Source organism: Zoogloea sp. GW822-FHT05C07 (assembly GCF_058800215.1).
Genome location: NZ_CM179510.1, coordinates 4,713,355 through 4,731,423 on the forward strand (window position 1 = coordinate 4,713,355; position 18,069 = coordinate 4,731,423).

The window sequence follows — 18,069 nt, forward strand, 5'->3', positions numbered from 1 at the left end:
GTATTACGCCCTTCCCAAGACCGGGTGTTTTCGGCAGAGTGCCGCGACGGGGACACGAGCCCCCTCATCGTTTAGAGAGAACCGTCATGGAAGTCGTCCACGCCTGCCGTTCTGCCCAGTCCTGCGCTGTCGATGCCGCGGCGGCCGTGCGTGAGTTTCACGCTGCTGTCGTGCAGCCGGACATGTCAGCCGTGATCTTCTTCTGTTCGAGCCATTACGATCTGGACGTGCTGGCGACGGAGATGCGGGCCTGTTTTCCAGGCGTCACCGTGGTGGGGTGTACCACCGCCGGGGAGATCGGCCCGGTGGGATACCGGGATCGGAGTCTTTCCGGTACGAGCTTTTCCGGGGCTCATTTTTCCGTACAAGCGGCCTTGCTGAGCGGCCTTGCCGAATTCGACCTGGATGCGGGGCGACGCTTTGCTTATGCCTTGTACGATGCGCTTGAACTCCATGACGGCCACCGCCACAATGGCTTTGCGCTGATGCTGGTGGACGGGCTGTCGGTACGCGAGGAACTGGTCGCACGGGCCTTCCAGGACGGCATCGGCAATCTGCCGCTGGTGGGGGGCTCGGCTGGAGACGATCTGCGCTTCGCAAGGACGCAGGTCTATTTCGATGGCGCTTTTCATGAGGATGCTGCCGCGCTGATGGTGGTCCACACCGATTGCCCGGTCCATGTCTTCAAGACCCAGCATTTCGAATGCCTGGATGAGCGATTGGTGGTCACGGCCGCGGATGCGGGTCGGCGGATCGTCAGGGAGATCAACGGTCTGCCGGCAGCCAGCGAATATGCGCGGATCGCCGGTGTCAGCGTCGAGGACTTGCGTCCCGACGCCTTTGCGGCCGTGCCCGTGGTCGTGGTCATCAACGGTTCGGACTATGTGCGTTCGATCCGCAGCGTCAATCCGGACGGCAGCCTAACGTTCTACTGTGCGATTGAGGAGGGGCTGGTCTTTCGTGTGGCGCGTGCCACCGATCTGCTGGCCAGTGTGCGGCAGACCTTCCAGGACATTCGTGACGCCCTGGGAGCGCCTCAGCTGACGCTGGGGTTCGATTGCGTGCTGCGCAACCTCGAGATGGGGCAGCGTGGGCTTAAGTCCACAGTGGATGAGATTTACCGGCAGGCGAACAGTATCGGCTTTTGCACGTATGGCGAGCAGTTCTGGGGAGTACATGTGAATCAGACCCTGACCGGGCTGGCGATTGGCGAGTATCGGGAGCTTGGCCATGACTGAGCCTGTCGCGTTGCAAGGGGACGACGCCCTGAAGGCGGAGGTTGTCCGTCTCAATAAGGTGGTGGCCGCACTGATCAAGCGCGCCGAGCAGTCCATGAACTCCCAGACCACGAGCTTCGGCATGTTCCAGAACACCTTGCTGCTCGAGCAGCAGGTTCGCCGGAGGACGCAGGAGCTCGAGATCGCCTTGCGCAAGAATGAGGCGATGAACCGGGAGCTGCAGCAAGCCAAGGCGCGCATGGAGCAGGAGATCGAGGAGCACAAGCTGACCCAGGTGGCGCTGGAAGGCGAAAAAGACGAGCAGAAGGCGCTGATCCGTCAGCTCGAGGATGCTCATGGCCAGTTGCTGCAATCGGAAAAGCTGGCCTCCATCGGCCAGTTGGCGGCAGGCGTGGCCCATGAGATCAACAATCCGATCTGTTTCGTCAATTCCAATCTCGGCACCCTCAAGGATTACGCGGCCAAGCTGCTGGACGTGCTGGCGGTCTATGAGTCCTGTGATGCGCGCCTGCAGGCGGATCCGGAGGTGGCGGCCCGCCTGCAGCAGGCCCGACGTGCGGCGGACATCGATTTTCTGCGCGAGGATATGGCGCCGCTGATCGAGGAATCGCTGGAGGGCACCGAGCGGGTCCGCGTGATCGTGCAGGACCTGCGCGATTTTTCGCGGGCCGGAGAGAGTGTTCGCGAGTGGACCAACCTCCATGGCTGTATCGACAGCACCCTCAACGTGGTCCGCAATGAGATCAAGTACAAGGCTGAGGTGGTGCGCGATTACGGCGAGCTGCCGTTGGTGGAGTGCCTGCCGTCCCAGCTCAACCAGGTGTTCATGAATCTGCTGGTCAATGCCGCTCAGGCCATCGCGACCCAGGGCACGATCACCATCCGGACCTGTGTCGATGGCGATACGGTACGCGTTGCCATCAGCGATACCGGCGCTGGTATCGCCCCCGAGATCCGGGCCCGGATCTTCGACCCCTTCTTCACCACCAAGCCGGTGGGCAAGGGGACGGGCTTGGGCCTGTCCTTGTGCTACGGGATCGTCGAGCGCCACGCCGGGCGCATCGAGGTCGACAGCACGCCGGGCTGCGGCTCCACCTTTACCGTCATACTGCCCGTGAGCCGTCCGGCCTCCGCGCCTTGATCATCACGCGATCAGGCGCAAGGGCGGCCTAGCCCCGCTGCCAGGTGCCGCGCCCGGCCTGCTTGGCCTCGTACATCGCGGCATCGGCGGCGGCGATCAGCTTGCCGGGGGTGTCGCCGTCGGTGGGGAAGAGGCTGACGCCGATGCTGCACGAGACATCGACGATATGCGTGCCCAGGCGATGGGGCTCGTTCAGCACCGAGACGATCTTTTCGGCCACCCGGTCGGGAATTTCCGCAATCTGCAGATCGGGTAGCACGGCGATGAACTCGTCACCGCCCAGACGGGCTACGGTGTCCTCGTCGCGCAGGCAGTTCTCCAGGCGGCCGGCCACCTGGCGCAGCAACTCGTCGCCGGCGGCGTGTCCGTATTGGTCGTTGATCGGCTTGAAGCGGTCCAGATCGATGAACAGCACCGCCACCGATGTCTGGTTGCGATGGGCGCGGGCGATGGCCTGCTGGAGTCGGTCTTCGAGGCGCTTGCGGTTGGCCAGGCCAGTGAGGGCGTCGAAGTTGGCCTGGCGCCACACCGCGTCGGCCTCACGCTTGCGGTCGGTGACATCGCTGAACAGGCCGACGTAGCGCTTGCCGTGACCTAGCCGTTCCGGCACGACGTTGATGCGCAGCCACGAGATGTACAGGCGGCCATCCTTGCGGCGATTGCTGATCTCGCCTTCCCAGCGTCCGTCCCGTTCGAGGTGCTGCCACAGGCCGGTGTAGAAGGCCGAGTCATGGATGCCTGATGCAAGTACGGCCGGCCGCTTGCCGACCACCTCGGCCTGCGTGTAGCCGGTCAGTACCGTGAAGGCCGGGTTCACCGCGATGATGCGGTTGTCCGCGTCGGTGACGATGATGCCTTCACTGGCCACCTCGAAAACGGATTCGGCGACGCGCAGCGACTCCTCGGCGTCCACCAGCTTGGTGATGTCGGAGAAGGAGAGCACTGCTGCGGCGCCCTGAGTGGCGCTACCGACGTGCAGCGGACGGCTGCTGACGCTGATCCACACGCGCTTGCCGTCCAGGTGCTGCACGCTGTAGAGCTGGTGGTCGACGAACTCGCCGCGGGCCGCACGCGACGACGGATAGTCGGCGAGCGCCAGGGGCGTGCCGGCCGCGTCGTACATCAGGTAGCCGCGCGAGCGCATGTCTGCCGCGTCGACGCCGAGGATGGCGAGGGCAGCCTCGTTCCACGCTGCGACGTTGCCGTCGCGGCTCATGACCGTGATGCCGTCGGCGACCGTCATGAACAGGTTGCGATGCAGGTCCTCGCTTTCGGCGAGGCGAGTCTCCAGTTCGCGGCGGGCCGTGACGTCATGGACGATGGAGTACAGCAGCGTCCTGCCGTCCACATCCACCGGGCCCGAATACACCTCCACGTCCCGCTCGCTGCCGTTTGCCAGGCGATGGCGGGCGCTGAAGGAGGTGCGCTCCTCGCGCAGGGCCCGGTGCATTTCGAGGCGATCCTGCTCCGGCTCCTGCCGGTTTAGGTCGCTCATGCGCATGCCAAGAAGGGTCTCCCGCAGGTAGCCGTAATAGCGAATCGCGGCCGGGTTGGCGTCCACGATGCGGCCGTCCTGCGGGTCGACGACCAGTTTGACCGATGCATTCCGCTCGAAGAAGGAGCGATGGCGCCGCTCGCTGGCGACCAGGGCTTCCTGCTGGCGGGCTGCGCGGTGGAGCAGCTGGGAGACGACCCCCGCCAGCAGCAGGACGATGGCACCGCCCACGGTGGTCCGGAAATGGGAGCGCTCGATGTCGGCATTCAGGCGGGCCAGCGGCGCGTCCTCGTCGAGCCCCACATTGACGACGACCGGGTAGTTGGTGAGGCGATGCCAGGCATAGGTGCGGGCGATCGTGTCGAACGCCGCCGTCGTCCGGAAGCTGCCCCGTGCTGGCGCATTGGCGCGTAGGAAGGGGCGGTCGGCCGGCAGGCGCTTGCCCATTGCCTCGAGCAGCCGCGGGGTGCGGACGAGATAGCTGCCGTCGGTGCGGAACAGGGACACCACATTGTGGCCGCTCTGTTCGATCTGCTGGTGGCTGTCGGCAAGGTACTGAGGAGCGATCGACAGGACCATGACGCCGCCGAATTCACCGTTGCGGCGAATGGGGCGGGTGAACTGGATGGACCACACGCCCGAGGCGCGCCCCAGGACAGGGTGGCTGATGAACAGGCTGTCGTCGGGTGTGTCCAGGTGGGCGCGGAAATGTTCCCGGTCGCCCAGGTAGGTCCGTTCAGAGCGGCCGATGCTGGTTTTCCTGAGGTAGCCGTCGGGGCCGATCACTGCCACCTGCACGATGGCGTCGGGCGGAAAGCTCTCGCGGATGGTGCGGACGATTTCGTCGATGTCGCGCCCGGCTGCGTATTCGTCGCGCAGGTGGCGTAGCGCCAGGTCGACGCTGCGGATGGTCGTTTCCGTGTGGGCGGCGACGGAGCCCGCGAGTTCGACCGCGCGCAGGTTGACCTGCGCCAGCGCGTCGTCATGCAGCTGCTGGTAGAAGGCATCCACGCGCCACCAATAGATACCGACCGCTCCGGAGGCCAGGGCCAGCGTGAGCCATGCGAGTATCGGCAGGCGCCTGGACCGCAGGCGCGGGATGCGCAGCTTCAGCACGGCGCGCTCCAGGCGTCGGGTACTGGGCGGGGCTGCGGACGGAAAGGGGCTGATGGCACGGAGTCGGGACGTGAGGATTTGGTCTCAAATTATAAATAGGCTCTATTCCTAAGCCTTAAGTTATACGTACCTTTCGTGAGTAATTCCCGGCCCGGGGTACTCCACTCAGTCTTGGCTTGCGATGGGGGCCACGCCGTCGCGGATCATGTCGAGCATCGCCGACGCAATCTGGGCTGGCGTGCGTTGCCCCGGGCGGTACCACAGGTAGACCCAGTTCATGCTGCCCAGCAGGGTCAGGCGGAAGAGCTTGCGGTCAACGCCAGGGCGTAGCGGCAGCGTATCGATCAGTTCGCGGAAGACCTGCTCATATTCGTCACGGAAAGGCTGGATCCGTGCCTGGAGTTCGTCATTGCCGATAAGCGCCAGATTGGTGCCGGTAATGCGGTCTACCGGCGAGCCGTCGGTCATCCCGTGCACATGCACTTCGCAGGCCCGCCGAAGGCGTTCCCATGGATCGGTGATCCCTTTGCCGGCGGCCCTGGCGCGCTTCAGCACGCGGCGGAAGCCTTCCCGGTGGACGGCGATGTAGAGCTCTTCCTTGGACGGGAAGTGGTGGTAGATGGAGCCCGGCAGCAGGCCGACGCGGCTGGCGATGTCGCGGATCGACGTGCGGTCGTAGCCGGCGGTGCTGAACAGCTCGGCCGCGGCGTTGATGATGATTTCGCTGCGCTCCAGCGGTTCGTCCGCCGCCGTGCCGTCGTTGCCGCCGGGGTGGAGCAGGCGGGCCGTGACGGAGCTGCGTTCCAGCAGCTCGCGCTGGCTGTCGGTCAGCGCCTCCACACCGTCAGCGGAATCCGCGGCCAGCGCGTTGAGGCGCTTCACCGTGGTTTCCAGGTCGTGCTTCTGCCAGATGTAGCGGACCCCGGACGGGGAGATGCGGTAGCCCTGGTCCTGCAGCCGCCGGGCGACCGCGGCCTGTCCGAGTTCGGGCTCGCTGCGCGCCAGTTCGAGAATCGCCGCCTCGCTGTCCTGTGCGGGGGCGGTGGGTGTTTCCTGCTGTGTTGCCATGTGTCCTGCCTTTCCTGTCCCCGTCAGTCTAAACCAGCCACCGGCGACCCTGCCGCGGGCCGATTTCCCCGTCACCGAAATTTTAACTAATTAGTTATCCAAGTGTTTGACAGGGTAGTTAGTGAACGATACAGTGACATCACGCTGCAGACATAAGGCAGCACCTACCGGAAAAGAGCGACTCAAGCCGCCGTCCGGTTCCACTTACAGGAATGTGAGGAGACAACAGATGTGCCCGAGACCGAGCTCTCAAGCTCCGGTTTCATCGGTTCCCCTGCGGGTTTGGGCGTGGCGCGGCATGATCCGCGGCGCCGGCAGGTTGGGGAGGCTTTGATGGAACTGGATATTGCGCTGATCCTGACCCAGGACGGCATCACCTCCGGCGCGGTGTATGCGCTGCTGGCCCTGGCGCTGGTACTGGTGTTCGCCGTGACCCGCGTCATCTTCATTCCCCAGGGCGAGTACGTGGCCTACGGGGCCCTCACCATGGCCATGCTGCAGCAGGGCAAGGTGCCCGCCACCCTGTGGCTGCTGGTCGTCCTTGGTGCGCTGGCCGCCGGGCTGGACGCCTGGAAAGCGTTGCGCGGCGGCAGCCGGGCGGGGCTGGCGGCCAGCTTGGGCTGGTGCCTCGGCTACCCGCTGGCGCTGGCCGCACTGCTGTATGCGCTGCCGCCCGATCCTTCGATCCTCGTGCAGGCGCTGCTGACGCTGGCGATCCTGGTGCCGCTGGGGCCGCTGGTATATCGGCTCGCCTATCAGCCGGTGGCGGAAGCGCCGGTGCTGATCCTGCTGATCGTCTCGGTGGCGATCCACGTGGCGATGGTCGGCCTCGGCCTGCTGTTCTTCGGCGCCGAAGGGGCACGCACATCGGCCTTCTCCGATGCCCAGTTTGCGTTAGGTAGCCTGACCGTCAGCGGACAGCAGGTGTGGGTGGTCGCCGTGTCGGCGGCGCTGATCGGCGGGCTGTGGCTGTTCTTCGAGCGCAGCCTGTACGGCAAGGCCCTGCGTGCCACCGCCATCAACCGCAACGGTGCGCGCCTGATGGGTTTCTCGCCGGTCTTCGCGGGCAAGCTCACCTTCCTGCTGGCGGCCTTCATCGGCGTGCTGTCGGGCATCCTGATCGCGCCGCTGACCACCATCTACTACGACACCGGCTTCCTGATCGGGCTCAAGGGCTTCGTCGCAGCCATCGTCGGTGGCCTCGCCAGCTATCCCATCGCCGCCGCCGGCGCGCTGCTGGTCGGCGTACTGGAGTCCTTCTCGTCCTTCTGGGCCAGCGCTTACAAGGAAGTCTTCGTTTTCACGCTGATCATCCCGGTGCTGATGTGGCGCTCCTTCACCAGCCACCACGTGGAGGAAGAAGAATGAACGCCCCCGTCCGCAACGCAGCCGTGACGCTGCTGCCCACCACCGGTTCTGCGCCGGCCACCCGTTTCGCCGTCAGCCTGCCGCTCGTGCTGCTGGCCCTGCTGGCGGTGGCGCCGGCGGTGCTGCCCGAGTTCTACGTGACGCTGCTCAACTACATCGGCCTGGCGGCGATGGTGGCCCTTGGCCTGGTGTTGCTGACCGGCGTCGGCGGGCTGACCAGCTTCGGCCAGGCGGCCTTCGTCGGCCTTGGCGCCTACACCACGGCGGTGCTCACCACCAGCCCGGATCTGCCAGCCTGGCTGGCCTGGGCGTCGTCCCCGTGGGCCGCGCTAGTGGTCGGCCTGCTGCTCACCGCCACCGTGGCGCTGATCCTCGGCTCCCTGACGCTACGCCTGTCTGGCCACTACCTGCCGCTCGGCACCATCGCCTGGGGCATGAGCCTGTACTTCCTGTTCGGCACCATGGACACCCTCGGTGGCCACACTGGCCTCACCGGCATCCCGCCGATCAGCCTGTTCGGCTGGGAGCTGGACGAGGGCCGCGAGCTGTTCTACCTGATCTGGGCCTTCCTGCTGGTGGCCGTGCTGACCACCCGCAACCTGCTGGATTCCCGCGAAGGGCGGGCGATCCGCGCGCTGAAAGGCGGCATGGTGATGGCCGAGGCGATGGGCGTGAATACCTCCCGCTCGCGGATGATCATCTTCGTGATCGCCGCGCTGCACGCCGCCGCGTCCGGCTGGCTGTACGCCCACCTGCAGCGCTTCGTCAATCCGTCGCCCTTCGGCGTGCATGTGGGCATCGAGTACCTGTTCATGGCGGTAGTCGGTGGGGCGGGGCAGGTGTGGGGCGCCATCGTCGGCGCCGGCGTGATCACCCTGCTCAAGCAGTGGCTGCAGGACTGGCTGCCGAGCCTGCTCGGCGCGTCCGGCAACTTCGAGACGATCATCTTCGGCCTGCTGATGGTGGTGCTCTTGCAGCGGGCGCGGGAAGGCCTGTGGCCGCTGATCGCCCGCCTGGCGCCGAGCCGCAGCACGGTGCGCCACGTGGATGCCGCCGCCGAGCCGCTGCCGCGCAAGGCCATGCCGACCGCCGGCGAGGTGATCCTCGAAGCGAAGAACGTGACCCGGCGTTTTGGCGGCCTCGTCGCCAACAACGACATGAACCTGCACGTGAAGGCCGGCGAGATCCTGGCGCTGATCGGCCCCAACGGCGCCGGCAAGAGCACCATGTTCAACCAGCTGTCCGGCGTCGATACCCCGACCTCCGGCGAGGTGCTGTTCCGCGGCAAGTCCATCGCCGGCCACGGCTCGCGGGAGATCGCCCGCCTCGGCATGAGCCGCAGCTTCCAGCACGTACGCCTGCTGCCGCGCATGACGGTGCTGGAAAACGTCGCCCTCGGCGCCCACCTGCGCGGCAGCCGCGGCGTGCTGCCGGCCGCCTGGCGTATGGACCGGGACGAAGAAGCCCGCCTGCTGCGCGAGGCTGCCTACCAGATCGAGCGTGTCGGCCTCGGCGAATTCATGCACGCCGAAGCCGGCAGCCTGGCCCTCGGCCAGCAGCGCATCCTCGAGATCGCCCGGGCGCTGGCTTCCGACCCCTGCCTGCTGCTGCTCGACGAGCCTGCTGCCGGCCTGCGCCTGAAGGAGAAGCAGGCCCTCGGCGAGCTGCTGGTCAAGCTGCGCGGCGAAGGCATGGCGATCCTGCTGGTGGAGCACGACATGGACTTCGTGATGGGCCTGGTGGATCGCGTGGTGGTGATGGAGTTCGGCCAGAAGATCGCCGAAGGCCTGCCCGACGAGGTGCAGCAGAACCCGCGCGTACTGGAAGCCTACCTGGGGGGAGTGGAGTGATGAACACGACGACCCGCAATGTGCTGGAAGTCAGCAAGCTGTGCGTGGCCTACGGCAAGGTCGAAGCGCTCACCAACGCGAGCCTGCGCGTCGGCGAAGGGCAGATCGTCACGGTGATCGGGCCCAACGGCGCCGGCAAGACCACCATGCTGTCGGCGATCATCGGCCTGCTCGAATCGAAGGGGCAGGTGCGCTTCGACGGCCAACTGGAAGTGGCCCCCGACGTGGAGCGCCTTGTGGCCGGCGGCATGAGCCTGGTGCCCGAGAAGCGCGAGCTGTTCGGCGAGATGAGCGTGGAAGACAACCTGGAACTGGGCGCCTTCCACCGCTACCGCAGCGGCGACCGCAAGTACAAGGACACCATGGAGGAGGTCTTCGGCCTCTTCCCGCGCCTCAAGGAGCGCCGCAGCCAGGCCGCCGGCACGCTGTCCGGTGGCGAGCGGCAGATGCTGGCGGTGGGCCGCGCGCTGATGGCCAAGCCCAAGCTGCTGATGCTCGACGAACCCAGCCTGGGCCTGGCGCCGCTGATCACCCGCGAGATCTTCCGCATCATCGCCGAGCTGCGCCGCCGCGGCGTGTCGATCCTGCTCGTCGAGCAGAACGCCCGCGCCGCGCTGGCGGTGGCCGACTACGCCTACGTGCTGGAAACCGGCGCGGTGGCGATGGAAGGCCCGGCCGACCAACTGCGCGACGACCCGCGGGTCATCGAGGCCTACCTGGGCCTCGGCGGCAAGCACCAGGACATGCTGGCGACGTGACCAGCAAGTAAAAGGACAACAGCAATCCAAAACGAAGCCGGGCGCCAAGACCCGCTCACCTAGAAACCACGCCCCAACAAAGGGGGCATGAGACCAAAGGAGCAACAATGAGGATGAAGAAACTCGCCGTCGTGTTTTCCGGTGCCGCGCTGCTGGCCAGCCAAGCCGCGCTGGCCGACATCACCGTCGGCGTCTCCCTGTCTTCCACCGGGCCGGCGGCCTCCCTCGGCATTCCGGAGAAGAACGTCTTCGCGATCCTGCCGACCAAGATCGCCGGCGAGAACGTCAAGTACATCGTCCTCGACGATGCCACCGATCCGTCGGCCGCGTCGAAGAACGCCCGCAAGCTGGTCTCCGAGGACAAGGTGGACGTGCTGGTCGGCTCGGCCAGCACGCCGGCCTCGGTGGCCATCGCCGAAGTCGCCTTCGAGAGCAAGACGCCGCAGATCGCCATCTCGCCGGTCAATGTGCCGGCCGACAAGAACGCCTGGGTTTTCCGCACACCGCAGAACAACGCGCTGATGGCCGGTGCGCTGGTGGACAACATGAAGGCGCGCGGCGTGAAGAGCGTCGGCTTCATCGGTTTCTCCGACGTGTATGGCGAAGACTGGCTCAACGTCGTCACACCGCTGCTGGCCCAGGCCGGCATCAAGCTGGCGGCGGTCGAGCGCTACGCCCGCAACGACACCTCGGTCAGCGGCCAAGTGCTCAAGCTGGTCTCGGCGCGGCCGGACGCGGTGCTCGTCGCCGCCTCCGGCAGCCCGGCGGCGCTGCCGCAGACGGCGCTGGTGGAGCGTGGTTACAAGGGCCAGATCTACCAGACCCACGCGGCGGTGAACCAGACCTTCCTCAACGTCGCCGGCAAGGCCGCCGAAGGCGTGATCATGCCTGTCGGCCCGGTGGTCGCCGCCAAGCAGATTCCCGACAGCCATCCGTCCAAGAAGCTCGGCATGGAGTTCGTGCAGAGGTACGAGGAGAAGTACGGCGCCGGCAGTTTCGTGTCCTTCGCCGGCCATGCTTTCGATGCCTACCGGCTGATCGAGGCGGCGGTGCCGGTGGCCCTCAAGAAGGCCAAGCCCGGCACGCCGGAATTCCGCAAGGCCTTGCGTGACGCGCTGGAGAGCAACAAGGAGGTGGTTGCCACCCACGGCGTTTACAACATGAGCCCGACCGACCACTTCGGCCTCGACCAGCGCGGCCGGGTGCTGATCCACGTGGTCGGCGGCGCCTATACGCTGCTCACCAAGTAAGGACGGGCGATGAACATGCTCAATGAAATCACCGAACTCAGCCGGCCGATGTTCACCGAGCCGCTGGTGCTGATCGAGGCCCGCGCCGACGGCACCCGCATCCTGCGCTCCGGTATCCCGCTGCCCGACACCTACGCGCGCTGCGTCGGCGAATGGCTGGAGCACTGGGCCCGTGTCACGCCCGAACGGATGTTCCTCGCCCAGCGCGGCGCGGACGGGGCGTGGATCGAGGTGAGCTACGGCGAGGCGCGCCAGCGCGTGGTCCGCATCGCCAGCTGGCTGCTCGGCCAGAACCTGTCGCCGGAGCGGCCGGTGGTGATGCTGTCGGACAACTCCATCGAGCACGCGCTGCTGATGCTTGCCGCGATGCACATCGGCGTGCCGTCCTGCGCGATCTCGTCCGGCAACTCGCTGCTGTCGAAGGACCACGCCAAGCTCAAGGGCAACATCGAGCTGCTGCGCCCCGGCGTGATCTACGCCGACCCGGTGGAGCGCTTCCTGCCGGCCATCGAGGCGATCCGCCACCTGCACAACGGCGTGGTGGTGGCCGGCGGGGGCGGCGCGCGGGTGGACGGCACGATTCCCTTCTCCGAACTGGAAGGGGAGGCCAACGAGGCGGCTGTGATGTCGGCCTTCGCGCGCATCACGCCGGACACCATCGGCAAGTTTCTGTTTACCTCGGGCTCGGTCGGCACGCCGAAGGCGGTCATCAACACCCAGCGCATGATGTGCTCCAACCAGAAGGCCAAGGAGCTGATGTGGCCGGTGCTGGCCGAGGAGCCGCCGGTGCTGATGGAATGGCTGCCGTGGAGCCATACGTTCGGCAGCAACCACAATTTCAACATGGTGCTGCGCTGGGGCGGCTCGCTCTACATCGACGAGGGCAAGCCGACGCCGGCCCAGATCGCCAGGACCGTCGCCAACCTGAAGGAAGTCTCGCCGACGGTGTACTTCAACGTGCCGCGCGCCTACGACATGCTGGTGCCGCTGCTGCGCGAGGACAAGGCGCTGCGCGACAACTTCTTCCGTCGCCTGAAGTTCATCTTCTACGCCGGCGCCGCGCTGCCCAACCACCTGTGGAGTGCGCTGGAAGACCTGTCGGAGGAATCCACCGGCAAGCGCATTCTGATGGTGTCCTCCTGGGGCGCCACCGAGACCGGGCCGATGGCCACCGACTGCCACTTCCGCGCGGTGCGCTCCGGCGTGATCGGCGTGCCGGTGCCGGGCACCGCACTGAAGCTGGTGCCCGCCGCCGACAAGATGGAGGTGCGGGTCAAGGGCCCCAACGTCTTCCCCGGCTACTGGCGCCAGCCGGACGTCACCGCCAAGGCCTTCGACGACGAGGGCTACTACATGATCGGCGACGCGGTGGAGTTCGTCGATGTGGTGCGCCCGGCCCTTGGGCTGGTCTTCGACGGCCGCGTCGGCGAGGACTTCAAGCTCCTCACCGGCACCTGGGTGCATGTGGGCTCCCTGCGGGTGGCCGGCATCGACGCGCTGAAGCCGGTGGCCCAGGACATCGTCGTCACCGGCCACGACCGGGACGAGATCGGCTTCCTGGTTTTCCCGAACATCCCCGAGTGCCGGACCCTGTGCCCGAACCTGCCGCCGGACGCGCCGGTGGAGCAGGTGCTCACCAACCCGGCGGTGCTGTCCCGCGTGCGCCAGGGCATGGCGATGATGAAGAACCTGGGCGGCGGCACCTCCACCTATCCGGCGCGGGCGCTGCTCGTTGCCGAACCGCCGTCGGTGGAGGCGGGCGAGATCACCGACAAGGGCTACATCAACCAGCGTGCGGTGCTCAACCGCCGCGCCGACCTGGTGGCCTACCTGTACGCCGACGTGCCCGACAAGACCGTCATCACGGTGCACGGCGCGGTGTAGGGCGCAACAAGACAAACAAGAACGACAAAAGGAAACAGCAATGAGTGAACAACTCGTCAAGACGTCGCAGGATGGCGTCATCTACACGATCACCCTGGCCCGGCCGGCCAAGCGCAACGCGGTGTCCGACCGCCTGCTGCGGGCGTTGGACGAAGCCCTGACGGCGACGCCCGAAGGCACCCGGGCGATCATCCTGGCCGGGGAGGGCGACCACTTCTGCGCCGGCCTCGACCTGGCCGAGCACCAGCACCGGGAGCCCTTCGGCGTGATGCAGCACTCCCAGTGGTGGCACCGCATCTTCCACCGCATCCAGCACGGCGGCATCCCGGTGATCGCCGCATTGCACGGGGCGGTGATCGGCGGCGGGCTGGAGCTGGCCACCGCGACGCACATCCGCGTCGCCGAGCCGACCACGATCTACCAGCTGCCCGAAGGCCGCCACGGCATCTTCGTCGGCGGCGGCGCGTCGGTGCGCGTGGCCAAGATCATCGGGCCGGGCCGCATGTGCGAAATGATGCTGACCGGCCGCATTCTCGACGCGGAGGAGGGCCAGCGCCTGGGCCTGTCCCACTACGTGGTCGGCAAGGGCGAGGCGCTGGCCAAGGCCCAGCAGCTCGCCGCCCGCGTCGCCGAGAACGCCCCGATGGCCAACTGGGCGATGTGCTCGGCCATCGCCCGCATCGACAACATGGCCACCGACGACGGCTTCTTCGTCGAATCCCTCACCGCCGCACTCACGCAAACCAGCCCTGAAGTGGCCGGCCGCATCGGCGAATTCCTCCAGCGCAAAGGACAAGGACCCCGCACATGAGCACCCACGCTTTCGCCGCCTCCGAAGCGGCCGCCCTCGGCGCCACCTACGACGACATCTGGCTGGTGGCCGGCCAGCGTACACCGTTTGCCGATTACGCCGGCCCGCTGCGCGACGCCTCCGCCACCGACCTGGGCATCTGCGCCGCCCGCGCGCTGTTCGCGAAGAGCGGCATCCCGGCCAGCGAAGTGAACGCCATCATCGCCGGCAACATGGCCCAGTCGAGCTTCGACGCCTACTTCCTGCCGCGCCACATCGGGCTGTATTCGGGCATCAATCCGCTGGCCCCGGCGCTGCTAGTGCAGCGCCTGTGCTGCACCGGCTTCGAGACGATCCTGAGCGCCGCCGACCAGATCACCCTCGGCAAGGCCAGCGTGGTGCTGGCGGTGGGCACCGAGTCCATGTCGCGCAACCCGGTGGCGGCCTACACCCACCGCGCCGGCTTCCGCATGGGGCAGGTGGATTTCCGTGACTTCCTGTGGGAAGCCACCAAGGACACCGCGCCCGGCATCGGCATGGGCGACACCGCCGAGAACCTGGCGCGCCGCTACGGCATCGGCCGCGAGGAAGTGGACCGCTTCGCTGAGCAGAGCTTCGCCCGCGCCTGCGCAGGCTGGGAGAGCGGCTGGTTCGCCGACGAGGTGACGGCTGTCGAGAACGCCACCTGGGAGCTGGACGGCTACAAGCCCCGCAGCATCAAGCTGGCGGACCGGGTGGCCCGCTTCGAGCGCGACGGCCACGTGCGCCCGACCTCCTTCGAAACGCTGAACAAGCTCAAGCCGGCCTTCGGCGGCGTGCAGACCGGCGGCAACAGCTCGGCCATCGTCGATGGCGCGGCGGCGGTGATCGTCGCTCGCGGCGACTGGGTGCGCGCCCACGGTCTCAAGCCGCTGGCCCGCATCGTCGGCGGTGCGGTGGTGGCGGTGCCGCCGGAGATCATGGGCATCGGCCCGGCGCCGGCCATCCGCGCGGCGGCGGCCAAGGCGGGCATCAGCGTCGGCGACATCGGCCGCGTCGAGATCAACGAGGCCTTCGGCGCCCAGTACCTGGCCTGCGAGCGGGAACTGGGGCTGGACCGGGACAAGGCCAACGTGCATGGCGGCGCCATCGCCATCGGCCACCCGCTCGGCGCCTCCGGCGTACGCCTGACCCTCACCGTCGCCCGCGAACTGCAGGAGGCCGGCCAGCAGTACGGCGTGTCCTCGGCCTGCGCCGGCGGCGGGCAAGGCGCGGCGGTGCTGCTGGAAAGCGCTTGATTGCCGCGGCAGGAAGACAAAGCCACAAGAACATACGGAGACACAGCCAATGCAGCTTCACAACCATAGCTTCATCGTCACCGGCGGGGCCTCGGGCCTCGGCGAGGCCACCGTGCGGGCCTTCCACGCCGCCGGCGCCAATGTCGTGATCGCCGACCTCAACGCCGAACTCGGCGACCGGCTGGTCACCGAACTGGGTGAGCGCGCCGCGTTCCAGCGCACCAACGTAGCCGACGAGGCCGATGCCCAGGCCTGCGTGGCGCTGGCGTTGAGCCGCTTCGGCGGCCTGCACGGGCTGGTCAATTGCGCCGGCATCGGCAATGCCGCCAAGGTGCTGGGTAAAGAGGGGCCGCTGGCACTGGACGCCTTCGCCAGGGTGGTCAACGTGAACCTGGTGGGCAGCTTCAACATGATCCGCCTGGCCGCCGACGCGATGAGCAAGGGCGAGGCCGGCCCTGATGGCGAGCGCGGCGTGATCATCAACACTGCCTCCGTCGCCGCCTACGAGGGGCAGATCGGCCAGGCTGCCTACGCGGCGTCGAAGGGCGGCATCGTGGCGATGACGCTGCCGATCGCCCGCGAGCTGGCGCGCCACGGCATCCGCGTGATGACCATCGCGCCGGGCCTGTTCATCACGCCGATGATGCACACGCTACCGGCCGAGGTGCAGGCCTCGCTGGGCGCGTCGGTGCCGTTTCCGCCGCGCCTCGGCCAGCCGGCGGAATACGCGGCGCTGGCGAAGCACATCGTCGAGAACGTGATGCTCAACGGCGAGACGATCCGCCTCGACGGGGCGACCCGTCTGGCGGCGAAGTAAGGAGGCGACGATGGCCCGCAGCCACACCCACCGCCTGCGCATCGCCTTCAGCGACTGCGATCCGGCGCAGATCGTCTTCTTCGCCAACTACTTCAAGTGGTTCGACACGGCCAGCCGGGAGTTCTTCACCGCTTGCGGCGTGCCGAGCTGGCGCGACACCACCGCCGAGCGCGGCATCATCGGCACGCCGCTGGTGGATGCCCAGGCCAAGTTCATGAACTCGGCCACCTACGGCGAGGACATCGAGATCGACTCTTCGGTGGAGGCCTGGAACACCAAGAGTTTCGTGATGCGCCACGTCGCCCGTCGCGGCGACACGGTGCTGTGCGAAGGCCGCGAGGTGCGCGTGTTCGCCCGCCAGGACCCGGAGGATCCGCTGCGCATCCGCGCGGTGCCGATCCCCGAGGACTACCGCGCGCTGTGCGAATAGCCGGCTGATCCGCCGCCGGGCAAGCCCGGCCTGCTCCCTATCTGACGCGCCCGCTGGGGCCGCGCCGCCGACCTGACCCGTCGCGGACCGGCCCGGGGCCGGTGCGTCCCAAGGATTCATGGAATGGCGACTGACGCCCCGTGAAGGCGCCCGTACGGGCAAAACCATTCCGGCCTCGATGCCGGACCAAGGAGGAGACCCACGATGAAAACAACAAACCGTCACACCGCACAAACCTTCAACACCTGGCAGCGCCCGCTGGCTGTCGCCGTGCTGGCCGCCTGCGGCCTCGGCGCCAGCGTACCGGCCCTGGCCGACGCGGAGAACGATGCGCTGAAGCGCGAAGTGGCCGAGCAGAAGGTGCTGATCCAGAAGATCTTCGCTGAACTGCAAAATCTGCGTGCCGCCCAGGCAGCCGCGCCCGCCGCGGCACCGGCTGCAGCTCCTGCGACGAGCGTCGGCGCGAAGGTCGCCAGCCTGGTGCCGGGGGCACCGCAGCTCAGCTTCTATGGCGTGCTCGACGGTGGCTACGAGCACATCGGCAACGTGCAGCAGGGCACCAGCAAGGGCAGCCTCAACCGGCTGCCGAGCGTCACCGGCACCATCGCGTCGCGGGTCGGCGTGAAGGCGGTGAAGGACCTGATGGACGGTTACAAGGCGGTCGGCGTTGCCGAGGCCGGCTTCAACATGGACGATGGCTCCCTGGGCCAGGGCGGGCGCCTGTTCGGCCGCCAGCTTTACGCGGGCATCGACACGCCGATCGGCACCTTCACCTTCGGCCGCCAGTACTCCATGCTGCTGTTCGGCATGGACAGCTCGGACCTGCTGGGCCCCAACATCTATGGTCTGGGTTCCTTCGACTACTACCTGCCGAGCGCCCGCTTCGACAACAGCATCGCGTGGCGCGGCACCTTCTCCAAGCTGTCGATGGGCATCAACTACAGCGCCGGCCGCGATACCAAGGGCGGCACGCCGTCGTCCGGAACCTGCGCCGGCGAGATTGCCGGCAACGCCGATTCCTGCAAGGGCTGGTCTGCGATGATCCGCTATGACGACGAGCGCTTTGGCGTGGCAGCGGCCACCGACGTGCAGCACGGCGGCACCGGCGCCACCGCGTCCTTCTTCAACGGCACGGCGGCGATCGCCTTCACCAACTCCGGCGACACCGACACCCGCACCGCGCTGGGCGGCTACGTGAAGCTGGGCCAGGGCCGCGTCGGCTTCGGCTGGCTGGGCCGCAAGGTGGATGCCGCCGCGGCGCAGGTGAAGTCGGACATCTACTACGTGGAAGGCGCGCATCCAATCACCACCCGCATCTCGGTGGACGGCAGCTTCCAGCGCATCCTCAACAAGGACCAGGAGCGGGACGGCAGCCTGATCGTGCTGCGCGGCTTCTATTCCTTCGACAAGGACTTCTCGACCTACCTGCAGCTGGCCCACATCGACAACAGCGCCAAGGCCCAGTACGCGGCATCGGTCGGTGCCGGCATTTCGCCGCCGGCCGGTGGGTCGCAGAATGCCAGCATGATCGGCCTGCGCTACCGCTTCTGATCCCTTCAACCTGAAACCCGGGCCCACGGGCCCGGC

14 protein-coding genes are annotated in these 18,069 nt (G+C 67.3%); 12 read left to right on the forward strand and 2 right to left on the reverse strand.

Annotated features, from left to right (window positions below; genetic code table 11):
• The first annotated feature begins 86 nt into the window (after positions 1-86).
• Positions 87-1,238, forward strand: coding sequence for a nitric oxide-sensing protein NosP (nosP, locus tag AC3QL2_RS21735; protein WP_493232403.1), 1,152 nt, complete (start codon positions 87-89; stop codon positions 1,236-1,238).
• On the forward strand, positions 1,231-2,379 hold the full coding sequence (locus tag AC3QL2_RS21740; RefSeq protein ID WP_493232404.1) for a histidine kinase: 1,149 nt from the start codon (positions 1,231-1,233) through the stop codon (positions 2,377-2,379). Before nosP ends, AC3QL2_RS21740 begins: the two co-directional genes overlap by 8 nt.
• A gap of 28 nt (positions 2,380-2,407) precedes the next feature.
• Here AC3QL2_RS21740 and AC3QL2_RS21745 read toward each other — a convergent pair whose 3' ends face one another.
• Together AC3QL2_RS21745 and AC3QL2_RS21750 are read right to left on the reverse strand one after the other, a co-directional pair.
• Complete coding sequence (locus AC3QL2_RS21745; protein ID WP_493232405.1) at positions 2,408-4,990, reverse strand: sensor domain-containing diguanylate cyclase; 2,583 nt, start codon at positions 4,988-4,990, stop codon at positions 2,408-2,410.
• A gap of 165 nt (positions 4,991-5,155) precedes the next feature.
• Positions 5,156-6,058, reverse strand: coding sequence for a TetR/AcrR family transcriptional regulator (locus AC3QL2_RS21750; protein ID WP_493232406.1), 903 nt, complete (start codon positions 6,056-6,058; stop codon positions 5,156-5,158).
• Positions 6,059-6,391: 333 nt separating this feature from the next.
• Between AC3QL2_RS21750 and AC3QL2_RS21755 the strand changes: the two genes are divergently transcribed.
• The 10 genes from AC3QL2_RS21755 to AC3QL2_RS21800 all read left to right on the forward strand — a co-directional run bounded on the left by AC3QL2_RS21755 (position 6,392) and on the right by AC3QL2_RS21800 (position 18,033).
• Positions 6,392-7,426, forward strand: a complete 1,035-nt coding sequence (locus AC3QL2_RS21755) for a branched-chain amino acid ABC transporter permease (protein WP_493232407.1) — start codon at positions 6,392-6,394, stop codon at positions 7,424-7,426.
• Entirely contained in the window at positions 7,423-9,276 is a 1,854-nt protein-coding gene (locus AC3QL2_RS21760; protein ID WP_493232408.1) for a branched-chain amino acid ABC transporter ATP-binding protein/permease, read from the forward strand. Before AC3QL2_RS21755 ends, AC3QL2_RS21760 begins: the two co-directional genes overlap by 4 nt.
• Positions 9,276-10,034 (forward strand): ABC transporter ATP-binding protein, encoded by a 759-nt coding sequence (locus AC3QL2_RS21765; RefSeq protein ID WP_493232409.1) that lies wholly within the window; start codon positions 9,276-9,278, stop codon positions 10,032-10,034. Before AC3QL2_RS21760 ends, AC3QL2_RS21765 begins: the two co-directional genes overlap by 1 nt.
• Positions 10,035-10,141: 107 nt before the next feature.
• Positions 10,142-11,284, forward strand: a complete 1,143-nt coding sequence (locus AC3QL2_RS21770; protein WP_493232410.1) for an ABC transporter substrate-binding protein — start codon at positions 10,142-10,144, stop codon at positions 11,282-11,284.
• A 9-nt stretch (positions 11,285-11,293) separates the two neighbouring features.
• On the forward strand, positions 11,294-13,168 hold the full coding sequence (locus AC3QL2_RS21775; RefSeq protein WP_493232411.1) for a feruloyl-CoA synthase: 1,875 nt from the start codon (positions 11,294-11,296) through the stop codon (positions 13,166-13,168).
• Positions 13,169-13,208: 40 nt separating this feature from the next.
• Complete coding sequence (locus AC3QL2_RS21780; protein WP_493232412.1) at positions 13,209-13,979, forward strand: crotonase/enoyl-CoA hydratase family protein; 771 nt, start codon at positions 13,209-13,211, stop codon at positions 13,977-13,979.
• Positions 13,976-15,235 carry a thiolase family protein gene (locus tag AC3QL2_RS21785; RefSeq protein ID WP_493232413.1) on the forward strand — a complete coding sequence of 420 codons (1,260 nt, stop codon included), beginning with the start codon at positions 13,976-13,978 and terminating at the stop codon, positions 15,233-15,235. The genes AC3QL2_RS21780 and AC3QL2_RS21785 overlap by 4 nt, the downstream gene beginning before the upstream one ends.
• 49 nt (positions 15,236-15,284) lie before the next feature.
• Positions 15,285-16,052: a 3-hydroxyacyl-CoA dehydrogenase gene (locus AC3QL2_RS21790; protein WP_481118303.1), complete on the forward strand. Its 768-nt coding sequence runs from the start codon at positions 15,285-15,287 to the stop codon at positions 16,050-16,052.
• A gap of 10 nt (positions 16,053-16,062) precedes the next feature.
• Positions 16,063-16,482, forward strand: a complete 420-nt coding sequence (locus AC3QL2_RS21795) for an acyl-CoA thioesterase (RefSeq protein ID WP_079433857.1) — start codon at positions 16,063-16,065, stop codon at positions 16,480-16,482.
• A gap of 204 nt (positions 16,483-16,686) precedes the next feature.
• Complete coding sequence (locus AC3QL2_RS21800; RefSeq protein ID WP_493232414.1) at positions 16,687-18,033, forward strand: porin; 1,347 nt, start codon at positions 16,687-16,689, stop codon at positions 18,031-18,033.
• Positions 18,034-18,069 lie beyond the last annotated feature (36 nt).

Bases quoted from the DNA above. Each gene is read 5' to 3' on its own strand.
- AC3QL2_RS21770 (WP_493232410.1), top strand. From the start codon at position 10,142: ATGAGGATGAAGAAACTCGCCGTCGTGTTTTCCGGTGCCGCGCTGCTG.
- AC3QL2_RS21785 (WP_493232413.1), top strand. From the start codon at position 13,976: ATGAGCACCCACGCTTTCGCCGCCTCCGAAGCGGCCGCCCTCGGCGCC.
- AC3QL2_RS21775 (WP_493232411.1), top strand. From the start codon at position 11,294: ATGAACATGCTCAATGAAATCACCGAACTCAGCCGGCCGATGTTCACC.
- AC3QL2_RS21750 (WP_493232406.1), bottom strand. From the start codon at position 6,058: ATGGCAACACAGCAGGAAACACCCACCGCCCCCGCACAGGACAGCGAG.
- AC3QL2_RS21790 (WP_481118303.1), top strand. From the start codon at position 15,285: ATGCAGCTTCACAACCATAGCTTCATCGTCACCGGCGGGGCCTCGGGC.
- AC3QL2_RS21740 (WP_493232404.1), top strand. From the start codon at position 1,231: ATGACTGAGCCTGTCGCGTTGCAAGGGGACGACGCCCTGAAGGCGGAG.
- AC3QL2_RS21765 (WP_493232409.1), top strand. From the start codon at position 9,276: ATGAACACGACGACCCGCAATGTGCTGGAAGTCAGCAAGCTGTGCGTG.
- AC3QL2_RS21755 (WP_493232407.1), top strand. From the start codon at position 6,392: ATGGAACTGGATATTGCGCTGATCCTGACCCAGGACGGCATCACCTCC.
- AC3QL2_RS21800 (WP_493232414.1), top strand. From the start codon at position 16,687: ATGAAAACAACAAACCGTCACACCGCACAAACCTTCAACACCTGGCAG.
- AC3QL2_RS21760 (WP_493232408.1), top strand. From the start codon at position 7,423: ATGAACGCCCCCGTCCGCAACGCAGCCGTGACGCTGCTGCCCACCACC.
- AC3QL2_RS21795 (WP_079433857.1), top strand. From the start codon at position 16,063: ATGGCCCGCAGCCACACCCACCGCCTGCGCATCGCCTTCAGCGACTGC.
- AC3QL2_RS21780 (WP_493232412.1), top strand. From the start codon at position 13,209: ATGAGTGAACAACTCGTCAAGACGTCGCAGGATGGCGTCATCTACACG.
- nosP (WP_493232403.1), top strand. From the start codon at position 87: ATGGAAGTCGTCCACGCCTGCCGTTCTGCCCAGTCCTGCGCTGTCGAT.